Below are 16637 nucleotides of genomic sequence, written 5' to 3'. Positions count from 1 at the left end.
GTCGGTCGGCACTGGGATCATCGAACGACACCGAGGGGAGGTGACGGACGTGGCGTACGGCGAACGTGGCCCGAAGGCGCCGGTCGTGAGTCTGACCGACCGTCGGGCACTGGAGGCCTGGCGACCGGCCGACGACGAGGTGATCGCGCGGGCCCGCAAACTCAAGGAAGAGGCGCTGCTCGACTTCGGCATGGAACTGTCGGTCATCGCCTCGTGGTTGTACACCAAGTGCCACCACCACATCCCGACCACCGCGATCGACACCGCGGCCGTGATGGCCTCCGGCGACGGCACCTGTCTGCTGCTGTACAACCCGCAGTTCTTCTGCGATCTGGGCCTGGACGGCGTGAAATTCGTGCTCTTCCACGAGGCCCGGCACCTGATCCAGCGACACCTGTTCGCCGAGTCCGAGCTGCGCGCCGATCCGGTGTTCACGCTGGCCGCCGAGGTGACCATCAACCACGTCGCGATGGCCCGCCTGGGCCGCAGCACGCTGCCGATCCGGCGCCGGGTCGATCCGGACGACGGCACCCTGGTCGAGGACCCCACCGGCATCGACCCGCGCGCGATCCACCGCGCCTACGTGCAAGACCTCACCGACCAGGGCCTGACGGCAATGTCCTACGACGACTTCGTGGACACCGACGCGACCGTCTACGCAGAGCTCAAGCGCATGAAGAACCCGCCGGTACCGCCCCCGTTGTGCGTACACGTGATCCTGGGCAACGGCACCGGCCACGAAGACGGCATGGACGGCGAAACCGTCGGCCGGGTGGCCTCCGAGGTGTTGCGCAGCGTCCTGCTCGCGGCGCGCCGGGGCGAACGGCTGGCCCGACAGGAGCTGCTCGACCTGCTCGCGCGCACCGACGGCGCCACCGACCGCACCTCCAAGCTGTGGGGCGACCTGGGCGCGGGCTTCCTGCGCGGCGAGACCCAGCGCACCCGCCGGGTCGAGTGGTGGCAGCAGTGGCTGGTGGACGTGCTCGCGTCCAAGCTGCGCGAAGGCGAGCGCCTGGTCTATCCGAAGAAGCGCGGCGCGCTGCTGGCCGCGCTGGGCCACGACCCGATGCTCGCCCGACGTGGCCTGGAGCGCACCAAGGTCGTGGTGATCGCCTACGACACCTCGGGGTCGATGCCCGACCACGTGGTGAACTGGCTGACCGAACTGGTCGGCAAGGCCGACGGCGTCGAGACGCACTGGCTCAGCTTCGACGGCACCGTGATGCCGTTCAAGCCGGGCGAACGGGTGCTGGGCGGCGGCGGTACCAACTTCCAGAACGTGGCCGACTACGTCGAGGGCCGACTGGCGATCGAGGGATCGGGCCGCTTCGACGAATCGGTCGACGCGGTGGTGATGCTCACCGACGGCTACGCGCCGCCGATCACCCCCGCCGACCCGGACAAGTGGATCTGGCTGATCACCCAGGGCGGGGACGACTGGCCGGAGCGGCATCACCCGCCGATGGACTGTCATCGCGTCGTCACCGGCGACCACTGATCGGGGCCGTCCATGCCGACGCGCCTCGCCGAAGAGCCCTCCGCAGCACGCCGTGCGCAGCACCCGGAAGGAACCATGACGATCACCGCTGACACCACGCGCGCCGGCCGCCCCGCGTCCGAGCCCAAGTGGAAGGCCACCGCCACCTACCCCGAACGACCCAAGGGCTGGAAGGGCGTGTCCAAGCTGGAGGAGTTCATCGACGCGATGATCGACCTCGGCCAGACCGGTCAGATCTTCGGCGAGCACGGCATCGGCAAGACGGCGACGTTCTTCAGCCACATCCCGGACCGGCACGAGGACACGGTTCTGGTCTTCGTACCCGCCGCCAACCTCACCCCCGACGATCTGCTGATCAACGCGCCCGTCCGGGACACGCGCACCGGCGAACTGGTGCTGCGTCAGCTGATCATGCGTCAACTGCGGCCCGGGAAACGGTTCGTGCTGCTGATCGACGACGCGTTGCAGGCGGGCGAGACGATCCAGTCACAACTGATGCAGATCGCCTGCAACTGGACACTCGGCGAGCACGACCTGCGCGAACTGGGCTGCGTGGGCGTCTTTCTCACCGACAACGAATCGCTGGCCGAGACCGCGACCCGGCGCACCGACCTGGCCATCCTGGACCGGATGGTCACCGTCAAGATCACCGCGACCGACACCGCGTGGCGGTACAAGCTCGCCGAGCGCTTCGCCGGCACCGACCTGACCCCGGTCTTCCAGGTCTGGACGAGCCTGTCGCCGGCGCTGCGCCAACTGGTGTCCCCGCGCACCCTGGAGCACGTGATCGACTGCGCGCTGGCCGGCTTCCCGCTGGTGTGGGGGCTGCCGCTGGTCAACGGCGACCGGCTCGCGCTGACCGAGACCAAGAAGGACGGCTCCCCCGGCCCGGATCGCACCGACGAGGTGCTCGACCGGATCGCCGCGGGCCTGAACGTGCGCAACCCCGACCAGACACCGGACTCGGTGCGCCGGATCGTCCGCGAGGCGATCCACCGCCGCTGGTCGGTGCTGATCCAGGGCCCGCCCGGCTGCGGCAAGACCGAGGTGGTGCGGGACGTGGTGCGCACCGAACTCGGCCGTGAACCGCTCTACTTCTCACTGCCGGTGACCAACGTCGAGGACCTGTGCGCGCCCGTGCCCACGCCGGACGGCTCGCTGGAGAACCTGCTCGCCGCCAAGTTCACCGATCCCGGCGCCAAGGTGATCGTCTGGGACGAATACAACCGGCCCAAGGACAAGTCGACCTTCGCCAAGCTGATGGAGGTCACCCAGGAGTGGTCCATCGCGGGCCGCCCGATCCCCGGCCTGCGCGCCCAGATCGCGCTGCAGAATCCGCCGTACCACCTCGGTCGCAAGATGCTCGTCTCGCGCAACAACATCGCGCAGGCGACCCGCTTCACCGCGTCGCTGACCATCCGTCCCGAGGACATCCCCGCCAACGAGTGGTTGATCAGCACCTACGGCCCGGTCGCCGAGACGGTGCTGGAGTGGTGGAAGAACGACATCGACGACGAGGGCCGCGACTGGATCACCAAGCGCACCCTGGAGCGGCTGATCAAGCTGCACAAGCGCGAACTGCCGCTGGAGATGGCCAAGGTCTACCTCGGCGACGGCGAGTACGCACCGGTGCCGCTGAACGCGCTGGAGGCCCGGTTCGCGAAGAACCCGGCCACCGGCCTCGGCGACATCTCGGCCAATCTGGCCGAGTGGGTGCGCCGCCTGGAGGCGGCCAACGAGGAATCCGGCGAGGGCACCGACGACACCGACATCGTGCACCAGGTGCTGGCCAACGCCGAGTTGTCCCAGCTGCGCGAACACCTCGACACGGTGGCACAGTTGCTGGCCGGCCTGCCGCCGAAGCTGCGCTCCAGCTACCTGGTCGGCCAGTCCGTGGACAAGCAGCGGTTCTGGATCGAGGCGTTCGCGAAGATGCCGAGGAAGTAGGCCGGGGGGCGGGCCTCACCGAGCGGTTCGACGGCCTCGTCGTACTCGCGGGCCCCTCGCCCGCCGCCCGCCGCGGCCCGCCCGTCAGTGTTTGCGGCGGGCGGTGCCGAACAGGCTGCGGGTGATCTCCCGGCCGAGTCGGCTGCCCATCGAGCGCAGCATGGACTTCACCGCCGGGTTGCCCATCACCTGGTCGACCATGCCCGGCTCGGGCTTCTCGGCGTGCTCGCGCCCGGGCGCCGGCTCGGGGGCCGCTTCCGACTCCCCGGGGGAAGCCTGAGCGGCCGTCAGCTTCTCGTACGCCGACTCGCGATCCACGGCCGTGCCGTACTTGGCGAACAGCGGCGACCCGGCCACCGCCGCCCGCATCGCCTCCGCCGGGATCGGCGCCATCAGCGACGTCGGCGCGCACAGTCGGGTCCAGGCCACCGGCGTGGGCGCGCCGCTCTCGCCGAGCACGGTGATCACCGCCTCGCCGGTGCCCGCCCCGGTGAGCACCCGGTCCAAGTCGTAGGCCGAGCGCGGGAACGTGGACACGGTGGCCTTGAGCGCCTTGGCGTCCTCGGGGGTGAATGCGCGCAGCGCGTGCTGCACCCGGTTGCCCAGCTGGGACAACACGTCGGCGGGCACGTCCCTCGCCGTCTGGGTGACGAAGAAGACGCCGACCCCCTTGGACCGGATCAGCCGCACGGTCTGGGTGATCGCGGTCGAAAACGCCTTGGAGGCACCGGTGAACAGCAGGTGCGCCTCGTCGAAGAAGAACACCAGGCACGGCCGATCCGGGTCGCCGACCTCCGGCAGGTCGTGGAACAGGTCGGCGAGCAGCCACATCAGGAAGGTGGAGAACAACTGCGGCTTGTCCTGCACCGCCGCCAGTTCGAGCACCGAGACCACGCCGCGCCCGTCGGGGGTGGTGCGCAGCAGGTCGGCGGTGTCGAAGTCCGGCTCGCCGAAGAACGCGCCGCCGCCGTTGTTCTCCAGCGTGATCAGCGCGCGCAGGATCACCCCGGCGGTGGCCGCGGACAGGCCGCCGATCCGCTTGAGTTCGGCCTTGCCCTGATCCTCCGTCAGGTATTGGATCACCGCGCGCAGGTCCTTGAGGTCGACCAGTTCCAGCCCGCGCTCGTCGGCGAAGTGGAAGATCAGGCCGAGCGAGGACTCCTGCGTCTCGTTCAGGTCCAGCACCTTGGCCAGCAGGGTCGGCCCGAAGTCGGTGATCGTGGCCCGGATCGGCACGCCCGGTCCGATCCCGCCGAGCGCGTGGAACTCGGCCGGGCAGCCGGCCGGTTGCCACTCCTGTCCGACCTCCGCCGCGCGCGAGGCGACCCGGTCGCCGGGCACGCCGGGCGCGGAGATGCCGGACAGGTCGCCCTTGACGTCGGCGAGGAAGACCGGCACGCCCTGCGCGGACAACTGCTCCGCGATCAGTTGCAGCGTCTTGGTCTTGCCGGTGCCGGTCGCGCCCGCGACCAGGCCGTGCCGGTTGAGCACCGCGAGCGGAACGCGCACCCGCGCCTGGGGATGCGCGACGCCCTCGACCACGGCCGCGCCCAACTCCAGCGCCGGCCCGGTGAAGGCGTATCCGGCCGTGATGGCCGCGATCGTGTCGTCCTGCTCGCTCATGCGCTCCTCCGCTCGCCGAGATGCGCAAGGCGAATACACCGATAGGGAAAGAAATATCCCGATTGCCCAGGCGGATCGGCCATCCGAGCCGGCGTGATCCGCACCCCCGCTCCCTCGCATCGGCGCCGGGTGGGGCTCAGGCGACCGCGATCCCGGTAGGCTGAGCCTGTGATCTTCAAGCGGATCGGTGACGGCAAACCGTACCCGGACCACGGGAGGTCGGGTGCCCGCCAATGGGCCGACATCGCCCCGCGGCCCGTGCGTCTGGACCAACTCATCACGACGAAGCGGCAACTCGACCTCGACACGCTGCTCGCCGAGGACTCGACCTTCTACGGCGACCTCTTCGCGCATGTCGTGAAATGGCAGGGGGACCTCTATCTGGAGGACGGCCTGCATCGCGCGGTCCGGGCCGCGCTGCAACAGCGCCAGGTGTTGCACGCGCGCGTGCTCGAACTCGGCTGAGCACGCAACCCCGGCGGCCCGATCAGGTGGTCGTCTCGCGTACGGCCGTGCCCCGATACGCAAGGTGCCACGTCGGCGCTAACCTCGACTCCATGGCGACCGGGATCACGGCCATGCCGTGCAGGAGGAGGACGGGGGCACACCGATGAGCATGCTCACTCCCCGCGGCATGGGAGGCCAGTACAAGATCACTGGCAAGCTGTATCCGCGGATGACGCGGCGCAGGCGGCGCATGCCCGTCGTCATCGCGATCGTGGTCGGCCTGGTCGTGCTGGCCACCGCGGGCTGGGGCGTGTACCACTTCACGTCCGACGACAGCGGCGACAAGGCCGCCGCCTGCCCCTCGCCGACGGCCTCGGCCGCGCCGGCCGCCTCGCCCACGGCGCTGCCCGAGCCCAAGGCGATCACGGTGAACGTCTACAACGCGACCAAGCGGACCGGCCTGGCCAAGACCGTCAGCGACGCGCTCAAGGCGCGCGGCTTCACCATCGGCAAGGTGACCAACGACCCGCTGAACCAGCCGGTCGCGGCCACCGCCGAGATCCGGCACGGCTTCCCCGGCGCCACCCCGGCGAAGGTGGTCGCGGCCCAGGTGGCGGCGAGCACCGACAAGGAGGACCAGCGCACCGACGGCACGGTCGACCTGGTGATCGGCGACGGCTGGACCGACCTGGCCGCCCCGGAGCAGGCCGCCGCGATCCTGTCCCCGCCGCCTCCGCCCGCCCCGAGCGTCGCCCCGCGCTGCTGACCCGCCGAACGGACCCACCCGCTGCCGCCCCGCACCCCACGGAGGCGGCAGCGGCATGTCGGACCCGCCGCCTCCGTGGGGTGCGGGGTCGACGTGCCGGCCGGCTCCCGGGGCGGGCTCGCCGTCGGGGTCGCTCAGTCCTTGCGGGGTTTGCCGAACTCTTCGATCAGCACGGGATACTGCTCCCCACCGTGTCCGGCGGCGATCGACCGGTCGGCCATCGCCTTGATCAACTTCGGCAGTTCGGCGTTGACGCCCACCGCCTCGCTCTCCTCGATCAGGTGAGCCATCGCCCGCGCGTCGGTCTCCAGAGCCGACACCTCGGCCGGGAAGGAGCCGCTGTCGATCTGTTCGGCGTAGCCGGGCAGCCATTCGGCCACACCGGCGGCGATCTGCCGCGCGAACGGCGCATACGTGGCGGCATCGACGCCGGCCGTCTTGAGCAGCGCGGTGCCCTGGAGCCAGGCGTTCAGGACGCTCCACATCATGGCCAGGCCGGCCACGTCGTACAGGGACGCCAGCCCATGGTCGGCGCCGAGGTAGGCAACGGTGCCGAGCGCCTGGAGCGTCGACTCGTGCGCCTCGAAGTCCGCCTGCGGTCCGCTGTGCAACAGCACCGCCTCGGCGGTCCCGATCGCCGACGGAATGGCCATGATGGCGCCGTCCAGGTAACGCGCGCCGCGCTGCTCGGCCCACCGGGCGGTCTCCCGGGCCTGGGCCGAGTCGCCCGACGTGAGGTTGATCAACGTCGTACCGGCCGGAAGGGCGGCGCTCGCGCCGAGCAGCTCGCGCACGGCCCCGTAGTCGGTGAGGCAGACGATCGCCAGCGGAGCCGCCGCGAGCGCGTCGCCGACCGTCGGCGCCAGGCGGGCACCCTCGGCCACCAGCGGGTCGGCCTTGGCGGTCGTACGATTCCACACGGTCGTGGGATGTCCGGCGCGCAGGAACGCGCCGGCGAGGGCCCGGCCCATCAGGCCGAGTCCGATGACGGTCACGGGTGTAGCGGTTTCGTTGTTCATGGCAGCATCGTCAACGTTGATACCGGTGTGAAGGTCAAGTGAGGTTTCGATGCGGATCGGGGAACTCAGTCGCCGGACGGGCGTCAACGCCCATCAGTTGCGCTACTACGAGGCTCAGGGCCTGCTGACGGCGGAGCGCGGCACGAACGGCTACCGCGACTACGACGAGACCGCCGTGCTGCGGGTGAAGCAGATCCGGCACCTGCTCGGCGCCCGCTTGTCCTCCGAGGACATCGCGTACCTGCTGCCCTGTGCGGTCGGAGAGGCCCCGGAGCTCCCCGGGTGCCCCGAGTTGCTGGCCGCGATGCGGGCACGTCTGCGGCGACTGGAAGACCAGCTGGACAGGCTCGCCCAATCCCGCGACGCCCTCGCCGACTACATCGACGCGGCCGAGCGAACGGGCGACGAGAACTACCCACCCTTCGACGACGCCGACCTGGAGCCCGTCCCCGCCTAGAAGCAGCCGGGACGCGCCCACAAGCCCCACCACAAACGAGAAAGGACCTGACCGAATCCGGTCAGGTCCTTCATTCGTACTGCTCAGGAGCGGTAGCGGTGGGATTTGAACCCACGGATAGCTTGCACCATCACACGCTTTCGAGGCGTGCTCCTTAGGCCACTCGGACACGCTACCGAGAGAGAGCTTACCGGATGCCGGGGGGTGCTTCGTAACCGGTTTCCGGGGAGCGGGTGTGGGTGAAGAAGTCGCGCAGGACGGCGGTGCACTGCGCCGCCGCGACGCCGCCGACCACCTCGGGGCGGTGGTTGAGGCCCCGGTCGCGCAGCACGTCCCACAGCGAGCCGGCGGCGCCGGCCTTGGGGTCCCACGCGCCGAAGACCACCCGGTCCACCCGGGCCAGCACGATGGCGCCGGCGCACATCGTGCAGGGCTCCAGGGTGACCACCAGGGTGCATCCGGACAGGCGCCATTCCCCGACGGCCTTCGCGGCCTCGCGCAGGGCGAGGATCTCCGCGTGGGCCGTCGGGTCGCCGTGCGCCTCGCGTTCGTTGCGGCCGCGGCCGAGCACCGCGCCGTCCGGGCCGAGCACCACGCACCCCACCGGCACATCCCCGGTGTCGACCGCCAGGGCCGCCTCGGCCAGGGCCAGCCGCATGGCCGGCTCGTACCGACGCAGTGCGGGGTCGAACAGGGGCTCGGGCACCGGTGGGGGCATCGTGCTCAGCGGACCGTCTCCAACTCGTCCGCGCAGCCCAGACGTTCCGCTATCACCGCGATGGCGTCCGCCGGCAGACCCGCCTCGCCCGCGAGGTCGGCCAGCAGTTGGGCCGACACCCCCAGGTCCACGAGCACCGTCTCGTCGCCGGCGGGGCCGGGCGGCAGCACGGCATCGTCGTCCTCCTCCAGGCCGTCCAGCACGTCGGCCGTCAGCAACGCGTCCGCGTAGGCGCTGCGGGACACCGCGGCCACGTCGGAGACGTAGATGCGCGGGTCCTCCTCACCGTCCACGCGGACGACCGCGAACCAGGTGTCCTCCTGTTCGACGAACAAAAGCACCGGCTCGTCGTCCACCGCCGCCGACCGTGCCAGCGCGGTCATCCCCGCCGAGTCCTCGACATCGTCGAGGTCGGCTTCACGGGCCTCCCACTGCTCGTCTGTACGTACGAGCACTGCGGCGAAGTACGCCACGGGACTCTCCAAGATCGTTCGCTTCGGCGTTGTCCCTCGCATCGTGGCAGATACCGGACCACGACGACGGGAATTGGCGCACGTTGACGAACAAGGTCACCGAGACGATCAAGGATCGGTCGGATTCAGTAACGGAACGTACGCATCCGCATCATCTGTCGTAGCCGCTCATTGCGCACGCGTCGCGGTTGGATGCGGGCTCGCAGCTCGCGCGCCTCGGCCAGTTCGCGCAGGAAAAGGGTGCGTCGACGACGGCGCGCCGCCTCCTCCTCGCGGCGCTCGGCCGCCGTCGTCCGAGGTTCCCGACTCTCCATCACCACGCCCCTGGACTCGAAAGGCCGCCGAAACCAACGTGGCTGTAGTTCCCGGGACACGCCGGCTCAGTCATCACATCCGCATGTCACGCCGGATGCGTGTTCGCAAATAGTGGCAACGATCACAATTCGCCCGACATTCCCGCATGCCCGCGAGTCGGACCGGCCCACCGGGCGGCGAATGCCGCCGAACACGCCTCGAATCCGACAACCCGGCAGGGTCGCCGCCAGGCCAAACGGCTAATGTCGCACCATGCGGATTCACGTCGTCGACCATCCTCTGGTGGCCCACAAGCTCTCCACCCTGCGCGACCGGCGCACCGACTCGCCGACCTTCCGGAGGCTCGCCGACGAACTGGTCACGCTGCTCGCCTACGAGGCGACCCGCGGCGTACGCGTGGACCCGGTGGCGATCAGCACGCCGGTCAGCGAGACCACCGGCGTCAAGCTCTCCTACCCGCGTCCGCTGGTGGTCCCGATCCTGCGGGCCGGGCTGGGCATGCTCGACGGCATGGTGCGGCTGCTGCCGACGGCCGAGGTCGGCTTCCTGGGCATGATCCGCAACGAGGACACCCTCGAGCCGTCGACCTACGCGACCCGGATGCCGGACGACCTCAGCGGCCGGCAGGCGTACGTCCTCGACCCCATGCTCGCCACCGGCGGCACCCTGATCGCGGCCACCAAGCTGCTCCTGGACCGCGGCGCGCACGACGTGACCGCGATCTGCCTGCTCGCCGCGCCCGAGGGCGTCAAGGTGATGCAGGAGGCGTTTCAGGACACCGAGGCCAACGTCACCGTCGTGACCGCCTCGATCGACGAGCGGCTCAACGAGCACGGCTACATCGTCCCCGGACTGGGCGACGCGGGCGACCGGCTGTACGGCACCGCCGGCTAGGCACCACGCATCGCCGGCCGGCCCCGTCCGGCGATCTTCGTCGGCGGGTCCGATCGACCCCGGCGCCCACCTGCGGGTACGGCCGTTCGGGGTGGATCGCGGCCGCGGCTCCCCGGCGGGACCAAGGCCCTTCCCCGTCAGGCCGAACGCCGGATGCGCGGCGGCCCACCTCGGCGCATGCTGGAAGTGTGCCCGGGGCTGGGCAGGAGCCCCGCAGGCACCCCGGGACTGTTTGCCGATGCTGCGAAGGTACGACCCACCTTTGCTCCGGCGGGGGTCCCACAGGGGAGAGGAAGTGGCCGGTCCCCCCGCGGCTGCTCCCTCTCCCCTATTGTTTCTCCCCGATACCTCATTCGGGGAGGCGGGGAGATGCAGGCGCAGACCAAGAGGATCCTGACGCTGCTCCTGATCGTTTTCGTTATCTATACGATCATCGCCACGCCGGAAAAAGCATCCGACCTGGTCGCGCAGTGGTTCCAGGCGATGTCGTCCGCCGCCAAGTGGTGCGGCGACCAGATCAGCGGCTGGACGAGCTGAGGCGCGCACGTCGAGAGGTGGGGGCGGGACCGGTCACCGGCTCCACCGTCGACCCACACGCGATACGCAGGTACCTGCTGCCCACCGAGGTCTGCGCGATAGCGGTGCGCCGGCACTGGGCCATCATCCTGCGCCCGCTGGCGACCACCGCCCTCGGGCTGGCCTTCCTCCTCCTGCTGGGGTGGTACTTCCCGGCCGAAAACCTGGCCGTGCACTACGGCGTGTGGCCGATCGGGGCGGGGCTCCTGCTGTGGTGCTCGGGGCACGTACTCACCTGGCGCAACGACTACTTCATCGTGACCGACAAGCGGATCATCCTGGCCACCGGGCTGATCGCCAAGCGGGTCAACATGATGCCGCTGACCAAGGTGACCGACATGAGCTACCGGCGCACTCCGGGCGGCCGAATACTCGGGCACGGGACGTTCGTGATGGAGTCCGCGGGGCAGGAGCAACCCCTCAAGGAGGTCGGTTTCGTCCCCCGACCCGACGCCGTCTACCTCAAGGTGTGCGATCAGTTGTTCGGTCCCGACGTCGATTAATCGGCACGACCGGTGAGTAACACGAAACAGCTGGCAAAACCTCGAATTTTCTTTGCGGTGATTTGCGGCTTTCGTACTGTCGACATGCCGCTAGATACACCCGCATCACCTGACAAATCGGGGATGTCGCAAGGGGTTTGGAGCGGTGACCCACGCCGGTAAGGGGGTACCGAACGACGGCTGCCGTTCCACCATGGCCGGCAGCGGACAGGTTCCGCTCCAGGACCGACGAGGAGGTGGGCTCTCCAGTGCTGCTGCGAGATGCTTCCCACGAGGGCACGGCCGGCTCGACCGCCGACCGCGCCGCGCCCGCGCGCCTTCCCCGTACCGGCATCCCCCGCGTCCGCGCGGTCAGGGGTTCCGGCACCGACACCCCTCAGGACACGCGCACGCTGTCCCGAACCCTCCTGCTCCGCCTCACCGATGTCGTCGAGGGATCGGCCGAGCACGCCTACGTGCGCAGCACCCTGGTCGAGCTGAACCTGCCCCTGGTGCGCTTCGCGGCCAACCGCTTCCGCAGTCGCACGGACCAGTACGAGGACGTGCTCCAAGTGGGCACGATCGGGCTGATCAAGGCGATAGACCGCTTCGACCCGCATCGCGGCGTCGAGTTCCCCACCTACGCGGTGCCGACCATCATCGGCGAGATCAAGCGCTTCTTCCGGGACACCTCGTGGAGCGTGCGGGTGCCCCGCCGGCTCCAGGAACTGCGCCTGGCCCTGGCCGAGGCCACCGAGCAGTTCAACCACAAGTACGACCGCGCCCCGACGGTGGTCGAACTCGCCAAGCACCTGAACCTGACCGTCGAGGAGATCCTCGAGGGCATGGAGGCGGCCAACGCCTACTCGCCCGCGTCGCTGGACGCCCACGACCTCGACGACGATCGCGACAACGCGCTGATCGCCCGGCTGGGACAGGAGGACGAGGCACTCGACGGTGTCGAGTACCGCGAGGCGCTGCGGCCGCTGCTGGCCCGGATGAGTCCGCGCGACCGGCAGATCATCATGCTGCGCTTCTTCGGCAACATGACGCAGTCGCAGATCGGCGAGCGGCTGGGGATCTCACAGATGCACGTGTCCCGCCTGCTCGCCCGCGCGCTGGCGCGCCTGCGCGCCGATCTGTCCGCCTGAGCGGCCCGGTCTCGATCGCTGCCCGGCAAGGGCCCTGACGGATCGTCAGAGCCCTTGCCGAGTCGCAGGCCGAGGCCGCCCGCGGGTTCGTCCGCATGCTCAGAAGGTGAGCAGCTGCGCCCGGAGCTTGAGTTCGGTGATCGGGTCGATGTTCAGACCCTTGCGCAGGTAGTCGTCGAACGAGCCGTACTTCTTCTGCACCTGGGCGAACGCCGCGTCCAGGTACGACTTCCGCACGTACAGGAGCGGGTCCATCAGGGTCGGGTCCTGCATCAGCCCGGCAGCCTTGAGACCGGCCTTCGTGCCCTCGTTGCGGGCCCGGAGGTTGTCGTTGCCGGCGAGGTAGTCGGCGTAGACGGTGGCGTCGTCGACCCCGACCGCCTTGAGGATGATCGCGGTCATCCAGCCGGTGCGGTCCTTGCCCGCCGTGCAGTTGTAGATCACCGACTTGCCGTCCGCGATGTCCCGCAGCACGGTGGTGAATTGCGCGCGCTGGGCCGGGTCGTCGACGAAGCCCCGGTAGATGTTCTCCAGCGCGGCCGCGGCCTTGCCGTCACCCAGCAGCTCCTGCTGCTTGATCGGGTCCCGGCTGCCCACCGCGGCGTTGGTGATGTTGGTCAGATTGCCGTCCGCGATCGGCAGGTTCTTGATCGGGGTGCCGGCGGGCAGCCTGTTGGCGCCGTTGCCGGCGATTTCGGTGTCCGTGCGGAAGTCCGCCGACTCGTCCACACCCAGGCTCGCGAGCCGGGCCACGTCCGCGTCGGTCGTCTTGCCGAGCGCGTCGGTGCGGAAGACCCGGCCGTACTTGACGCTCAGGCCCCAGTCGGTGCGGTAGCCGCCGATGTCGCGGGCATTGGGCGCGCTCTGCAGGCCGAGCGAGCGCGGTGCGGTGACCACGCCGACGAACGGGCCGGCCGGGGTGACGTTGAAGTACCAGCGCTGCGCCGGGTCCAGGCCGGACACGGTCAGCGTGTTGCCCTCGGCGGTGCCGACGAGCCGGGTGAAGCGGTCCACGTCGGTGGACGCGTACACGCGCATCGGGCCGGGCCAACGGTCGGTCCAAGTGATCGTGTACGTACCGTCCGCGTCGGCCGAGGCCGACGCGCTCGTGACAATGCCGAGACCGCCTCGGGCCGAGACGTTGGTGTCGCTGTTGCCCGCGTCGGCCGAGGCCGGGGACGAGGTCACCGCGACGGAGCCGCCGAGCGTGAGCGCCGCCGTGACGGCGATGGTCGCGAGGCGGGTGGTGCGTATGCGCATGCGGTTGTGCTCCCGAAGAGGAAGTGTTCGTGAGCGCGCGGGAACCACCTGGAAAACAACCGGTCGTTGCTACCGCGCGACGGGCACCACTGTAGTGATGACCAGGCCACTTGCTCCAGACGGTGCCGTATGGAGAGACGAACGCATCATCGAACGGGGACGAACACGCCTTCCGGACCCCGCCGCGACCCCACCCGCACTTCGCGCCGGCCGCCCGCCGGAACACCAACCATCCATATTTTTCGACCACTTCGCCCGGCGGACCATCGGCCCACCCATCCGGGACATTCGCGGCCGCGACGGGGAACGCCGACACGGTGCCCGAGAGTTTCCCTGATACGCCGTCAAAGAGGTACCGAGCACCGGGATTCCGGGTAGAAGCCCGCCATCCGCACGATGGGCGGGGCGGCCCTGGGGCAAAGTGGGGGCCAATGCGCGCGCGTGCGCACACGGGCACGGGCCGTGCACGCTATACCTGTTGATACCTGTCGCACGGGTGGGAAGACGGTACGCCCACCGGCGACACGACGGGACCGGCTCGCCGGCCGGCCCGACGCGAAGGAGGAAGCCGTGCCGGACGGTACCAGCAAGCGCCACACCCCCGGCGATGGTTCGCCGGCCGAGCCCATCCCGCGAGCACAGGGTCCACGACGCCCCGGCCCGACCGGCCGCGAACGTCCCGATCCCGACTACGACCGACGGCCGGATCCCGACTACGACCGTCGCCCCGAACCGGAGTACGACCGCAACGGTGTTCCACCCGAGGAGCCGATGGGCTACCCGGACCCGGACCCGGCGCCGGATCAGGCCGGACGCCGATCCGGCCGCGCACGTCGGGTCGCGAACTGGTTCGGCTTCGGTGCACCCGCCGAGGAGGAGGAGCCGGATCCCTACGACCGCCGACCCGGCTTCGGGCGGCGCGATCCGTACGAGGCCGACGCCGGGGTGTACGACTACGGCCGCGACCAGGGCCCGGAGTACGACGCCGACTACGACTCGGCCCCGCCCCCGACGTCGGGTCGCACCCGCCGACGGACCGGCTCCTCACACTGGGAAGACGTCATGCTCGGCTCGTCGCCGTCCCCGGGCACGCCGATGTCGGACAGCATTCCCGGCGACACGATGCCGCCCGACCGGCTGCACCGCGAGCCTCAGGGCGTGCTGCCCCCATCCCGTGGCACCTCGCGTCCGGGACGCCGCGAGGATCCGACACCAAGGTGGCAGCCCGAGCCCGAGGACCACATCGAACCCGCGGACCCGATGGATCCGGTCGACCCGCTGGACCCGGGGCCGAGCCCTTCGTCCGAACGCCGCCCGGCCTACCCGCCGATCCCCAAGCACAGGCCCGCACCTGCGGCGGAGTCCGATCGCTCGACAACGGTCGACACGATGGCCGCACTCGACGACGAGCCCGACGACCGGCGCCGGTTCGACGCCGGCACCACCCCGGATCCGGACGACGACGGCGAGCCCGGCACCTCGTTCGTGCCGGCACCCGCGGCGCCCCGCGCGCCCTACCGCCCCGGGCCGGCCGCGGAGAGCGCGGTCGACGAGGTACCGCGAAGGATGTTGCGCATGTTGCCTCCACCAGCGCTCGCCGACGGCGGCGGCATGGTCGTCGACGGCGGCCGGCTGGGCCGGTTGAACGTCCGCGCCGCCGGCGTCCGCGGCGAACTGCACCAGCAACAGGGCCTGCCGAGGCAGAACTGCTTCGCGGTCGGCCCGGACCCGAGTACACGGTGGACCATCGCGATCGTCTGCGACGGCGTCGACAACGCGCACGCATCCGAACTCGCCGCGCAGATCGCGGTCCGCAGCGCCTATCGCACAGTGGCCAGGATGGTCGCGCGCGAGCGACACGAGAACTGGGATTGGGCCGGGGTGCAGACCGAGGTCGAGGAGGACCTGCGCACCCGGCTCGCCGGCACCGCCGACCGGGCGCACGAGCTGGGCCGCTCGGAACCGGCCACGCGGCTGGCGATATTGGTCACCGCCGCGGACCCGCTGGAGGACGACCGGGTCGACATGGCCGTGCTCGGCGACAGCACCGTGCTCCGGCTGGCCCAAGGCGGTTGGCGCGCACCGCTGGGTATCCGGGATGCGTCCGCGGAGACCGCTCCGGCGGCGATCCCCGACCAGGCCGGTGACGACCAGCTGCGCATCTGCCGGACCACGTGGCGTCCGACCGATGTCCTGGTGATGATGACCGGTGGCTTCGCCGAGGCACTCGGTCAGCCGACGGCCGGACTCGCGCCGCGCCTCGCCGAGGACTGGCGGACGCCGCCGTCGCTGTTCGACTACCTGCGCGACGTGGACGAGGGCCTTCGCCTGCGCGAGGACGACGGTTGTGTGGTCGCCCTGTGGCCATCGCCGTGACCGCCGCCCTGACCGCTTGACGCACCGATCCGCGCGGCGAACACCGCTGCGGTGAATACCGAACCACCGCATACCTCGGGCGGGACCCCGAACAATTGGGGCCCGCCCGTCGGTATGTCAGCTGACGGCAATGAGCACGGCCACCGCGACCACGATGATCGCGATCACGACTCCGGCGATCAACAACACCGGCGGGGTGCTGCGCCGGGCCGGCTCGCCGGGGGCCGCAGGGCGGTCCTCGTTCACGAAAGCCCGGAACATCTGAGTACTGGCTGCGGGATCCATCTCGTTGTCAGGCATGCGCACGACCATACCGCACTCGAAAAACGCAAAAGGCCCATCCCTTTTCGGGATGGGCCTTTCACACGTAAATTCCGGCGGCGTCCTACTCTCCCACACCCCTTCGAGTGCAGTACCATCGGCGCTGGAGAGCTTAGCTTCCGGGTTCGGAATGAGACCGGGCGTTTCCTCTCCGCCAAGACCACCGGAAAACCATCGAACCCGACAATCACGGGCCGTTCGGTGAACCAGAAATCACATGCGGTGATTCAATTATCAAACGGGTTCCCCGAAACCGATTGCGGTTCGGGAACCACACAGTGGACGCGTAGCAACTGAGGACAAGTCCTCGGCCT

At 70.0% G+C, this 16637-nt stretch carries 17 protein-coding genes, 1 tRNA gene and 1 rRNA gene; 10 read left to right on the top strand and 9 right to left on the bottom strand.

Translation table 11 applies throughout. The features are described 5' to 3' along the window. Positions 1-85 precede the first annotated feature (85 nt). Together A3IC_RS0145840 and A3IC_RS0145835 are read left to right on the top strand one after the other, a co-directional pair. Complete coding sequence (locus A3IC_RS0145840) at positions 86-1498, top strand: DUF2201 family putative metallopeptidase (RefSeq protein ID WP_245599840.1); 1413 nt, start codon at positions 86-88, stop codon at positions 1496-1498. Positions 1499-1573: 75 nt separating this feature from the next. Further along, a complete protein-coding gene (locus tag A3IC_RS0145835; protein WP_020556788.1) occupies positions 1574-3445 on the top strand; it encodes a hypothetical protein in 1872 nt (623 codons plus the stop codon). Between the two features lie 84 nt (positions 3446-3529). Here A3IC_RS0145835 and A3IC_RS0145830 read toward each other — a convergent pair whose 3' ends face one another. Continuing rightward, positions 3530-5068 (bottom strand): helicase HerA-like domain-containing protein, encoded by a 1539-nt coding sequence (locus A3IC_RS0145830; protein WP_020556787.1) that lies wholly within the window; start codon positions 5066-5068, stop codon positions 3530-3532. Between the two features lie 168 nt (positions 5069-5236). Here A3IC_RS0145830 and A3IC_RS0145825 point away from each other — a divergent pair, with 168 nt between their 5' ends. Beyond that, positions 5237-5533: a type II toxin-antitoxin system VapB family antitoxin gene (locus A3IC_RS0145825; RefSeq protein WP_020556786.1), complete on the top strand. Its 297-nt coding sequence runs from the start codon at positions 5237-5239 to the stop codon at positions 5531-5533. 151 nt (positions 5534-5684) lie between these two features. Further along, positions 5685-6281: a LytR C-terminal domain-containing protein gene (locus A3IC_RS0145820; RefSeq protein WP_245599839.1), complete on the top strand. Its 597-nt coding sequence runs from the start codon at positions 5685-5687 to the stop codon at positions 6279-6281. A 134-nt stretch (positions 6282-6415) separates the two neighbouring features. On the opposite strand, the gene A3IC_RS0145815 is transcribed toward A3IC_RS0145820, so the two are convergent. Next, positions 6416-7300, bottom strand: coding sequence for an NAD(P)-dependent oxidoreductase (locus A3IC_RS0145815; protein WP_026219507.1), 885 nt, complete (start codon positions 7298-7300; stop codon positions 6416-6418). Positions 7301-7349: 49 nt separating this feature from the next. Between A3IC_RS0145815 and A3IC_RS0145810 the strand changes: the two genes are divergently transcribed. After that, positions 7350-7757: a MerR family transcriptional regulator gene (locus tag A3IC_RS0145810; RefSeq protein ID WP_020556782.1), complete on the top strand. Its 408-nt coding sequence runs from the start codon at positions 7350-7352 to the stop codon at positions 7755-7757. A gap of 90 nt (positions 7758-7847) precedes the next feature. Here A3IC_RS0145810 and A3IC_RS0145805 read toward each other — a convergent pair. The 4 genes from A3IC_RS0145805 to A3IC_RS0145790 all read right to left on the bottom strand — a co-directional run bounded on the left by A3IC_RS0145805 (position 7848) and on the right by A3IC_RS0145790 (position 9262). Then, positions 7848-7934: transfer RNA gene (locus tag A3IC_RS0145805), tRNA-Ser, on the bottom strand. Positions 7935-7944: 10 nt separating this feature from the next. Continuing rightward, positions 7945-8475, bottom strand: a complete 531-nt coding sequence (gene tadA, locus A3IC_RS60405; RefSeq protein ID WP_169400966.1) for a tRNA adenosine(34) deaminase TadA — start codon at positions 8473-8475, stop codon at positions 7945-7947. Between the two features lie 5 nt (positions 8476-8480). Next, complete coding sequence (locus A3IC_RS0145795) at positions 8481-8948, bottom strand: tRNA adenosine deaminase-associated protein (protein WP_020556780.1); 468 nt, start codon at positions 8946-8948, stop codon at positions 8481-8483. Between the two features lie 125 nt (positions 8949-9073). Next, positions 9074-9262 (bottom strand): hypothetical protein, encoded by a 189-nt coding sequence (locus A3IC_RS0145790; protein WP_026219506.1) that lies wholly within the window; start codon positions 9260-9262, stop codon positions 9074-9076. A gap of 253 nt (positions 9263-9515) precedes the next feature. Between A3IC_RS0145790 and upp the strand changes: the two genes are divergently transcribed. From upp to A3IC_RS0145770, 4 genes are all read left to right on the top strand, one after another. Next, positions 9516-10157, top strand: a complete 642-nt coding sequence (gene upp / locus A3IC_RS0145785; protein ID WP_020556778.1) for a uracil phosphoribosyltransferase — start codon at positions 9516-9518, stop codon at positions 10155-10157. A gap of 369 nt (positions 10158-10526) precedes the next feature. Then, the gene (locus A3IC_RS69885; protein WP_020556777.1) at positions 10527-10694 is read left to right on the top strand and encodes a hypothetical protein; all 168 of its coding nucleotides are present in this window, start codon (positions 10527-10529) and stop codon (positions 10692-10694) included. 17 nt (positions 10695-10711) lie between these two features. Next, positions 10712-11236 (top strand): PH domain-containing protein, encoded by a 525-nt coding sequence (locus A3IC_RS0145775; protein ID WP_020556776.1) that lies wholly within the window; start codon positions 10712-10714, stop codon positions 11234-11236. A 248-nt stretch (positions 11237-11484) separates the two neighbouring features. Further along, complete coding sequence (locus tag A3IC_RS0145770) at positions 11485-12366, top strand: SigB/SigF/SigG family RNA polymerase sigma factor (protein ID WP_020556775.1); 882 nt, start codon at positions 11485-11487, stop codon at positions 12364-12366. Between the two features lie 99 nt (positions 12367-12465). On the opposite strand, the gene A3IC_RS0145765 is transcribed toward A3IC_RS0145770, so the two are convergent. Further along, entirely contained in the window at positions 12466-13626 is a 1161-nt protein-coding gene (locus tag A3IC_RS0145765) for a tyrosine-protein phosphatase (protein WP_020556774.1), read from the bottom strand. A 570-nt stretch (positions 13627-14196) separates the two neighbouring features. On the opposite strand from A3IC_RS0145765, the gene A3IC_RS0145760 reads away from it, so the two are divergent. After that, a complete protein-coding gene (locus A3IC_RS0145760) occupies positions 14197-16002 on the top strand; it encodes a protein phosphatase 2C domain-containing protein (protein WP_020556773.1) in 1806 nt (601 codons plus the stop codon). Between the two features lie 117 nt (positions 16003-16119). Here the strand turns inward: A3IC_RS0145760 and A3IC_RS0145755 are convergent, their stop codons facing one another. Together A3IC_RS0145755 and rrf are read right to left on the bottom strand one after the other, a co-directional pair. Further along, positions 16120-16302, bottom strand: coding sequence for a hypothetical protein (locus A3IC_RS0145755; RefSeq protein ID WP_245599838.1), 183 nt, complete (start codon positions 16300-16302; stop codon positions 16120-16122). Between the two features lie 72 nt (positions 16303-16374). Continuing rightward, positions 16375-16491 (bottom strand): 5S ribosomal RNA (rrf, locus tag A3IC_RS0145750). Positions 16492-16637: the final 146 nt, after the last annotated feature.

The sequence above is a fragment of the Embleya scabrispora DSM 41855 genome (genome assembly GCF_000372745.1).
Lineage (GTDB): Bacteria > Actinomycetota > Actinomycetes > Streptomycetales > Streptomycetaceae > Embleya > Embleya scabrispora.
Note: the sequence above shows the minus strand (reverse complement) of the source record. Positions and strands in the feature narration are given on the sequence as shown.

Bases quoted from the DNA above. Each gene is read 5' to 3' on its own strand.
- upp (WP_020556778.1), top strand. From the start codon at position 9,516: ATGCGGATTCACGTCGTCGACCATCCTCTGGTGGCCCACAAGCTCTCC.
- A3IC_RS0145835 (WP_020556788.1), top strand. From the start codon at position 1,574: ATGACGATCACCGCTGACACCACGCGCGCCGGCCGCCCCGCGTCCGAG.
- A3IC_RS0145830 (WP_020556787.1), bottom strand. From the start codon at position 5,068: ATGAGCGAGCAGGACGACACGATCGCGGCCATCACGGCCGGATACGCC.
- A3IC_RS0145755 (WP_245599838.1), bottom strand. From the start codon at position 16,302: ATGCCTGACAACGAGATGGATCCCGCAGCCAGTACTCAGATGTTCCGG.
- A3IC_RS0145815 (WP_026219507.1), bottom strand. From the start codon at position 7,300: ATGAACAACGAAACCGCTACACCCGTGACCGTCATCGGACTCGGCCTG.
- A3IC_RS0145820 (WP_245599839.1), top strand. From the start codon at position 5,685: ATGCTCACTCCCCGCGGCATGGGAGGCCAGTACAAGATCACTGGCAAG.
- A3IC_RS0145810 (WP_020556782.1), top strand. From the start codon at position 7,350: ATGCGGATCGGGGAACTCAGTCGCCGGACGGGCGTCAACGCCCATCAG.
- A3IC_RS0145790 (WP_026219506.1), bottom strand. From the start codon at position 9,262: ATGGAGAGTCGGGAACCTCGGACGACGGCGGCCGAGCGCCGCGAGGAG.
- A3IC_RS0145765 (WP_020556774.1), bottom strand. From the start codon at position 13,626: ATGCGCATACGCACCACCCGCCTCGCGACCATCGCCGTCACGGCGGCG.
- tadA (WP_169400966.1), bottom strand. From the start codon at position 8,475: ATGCCCCCACCGGTGCCCGAGCCCCTGTTCGACCCCGCACTGCGTCGG.
- A3IC_RS69885 (WP_020556777.1), top strand. From the start codon at position 10,527: ATGCAGGCGCAGACCAAGAGGATCCTGACGCTGCTCCTGATCGTTTTC.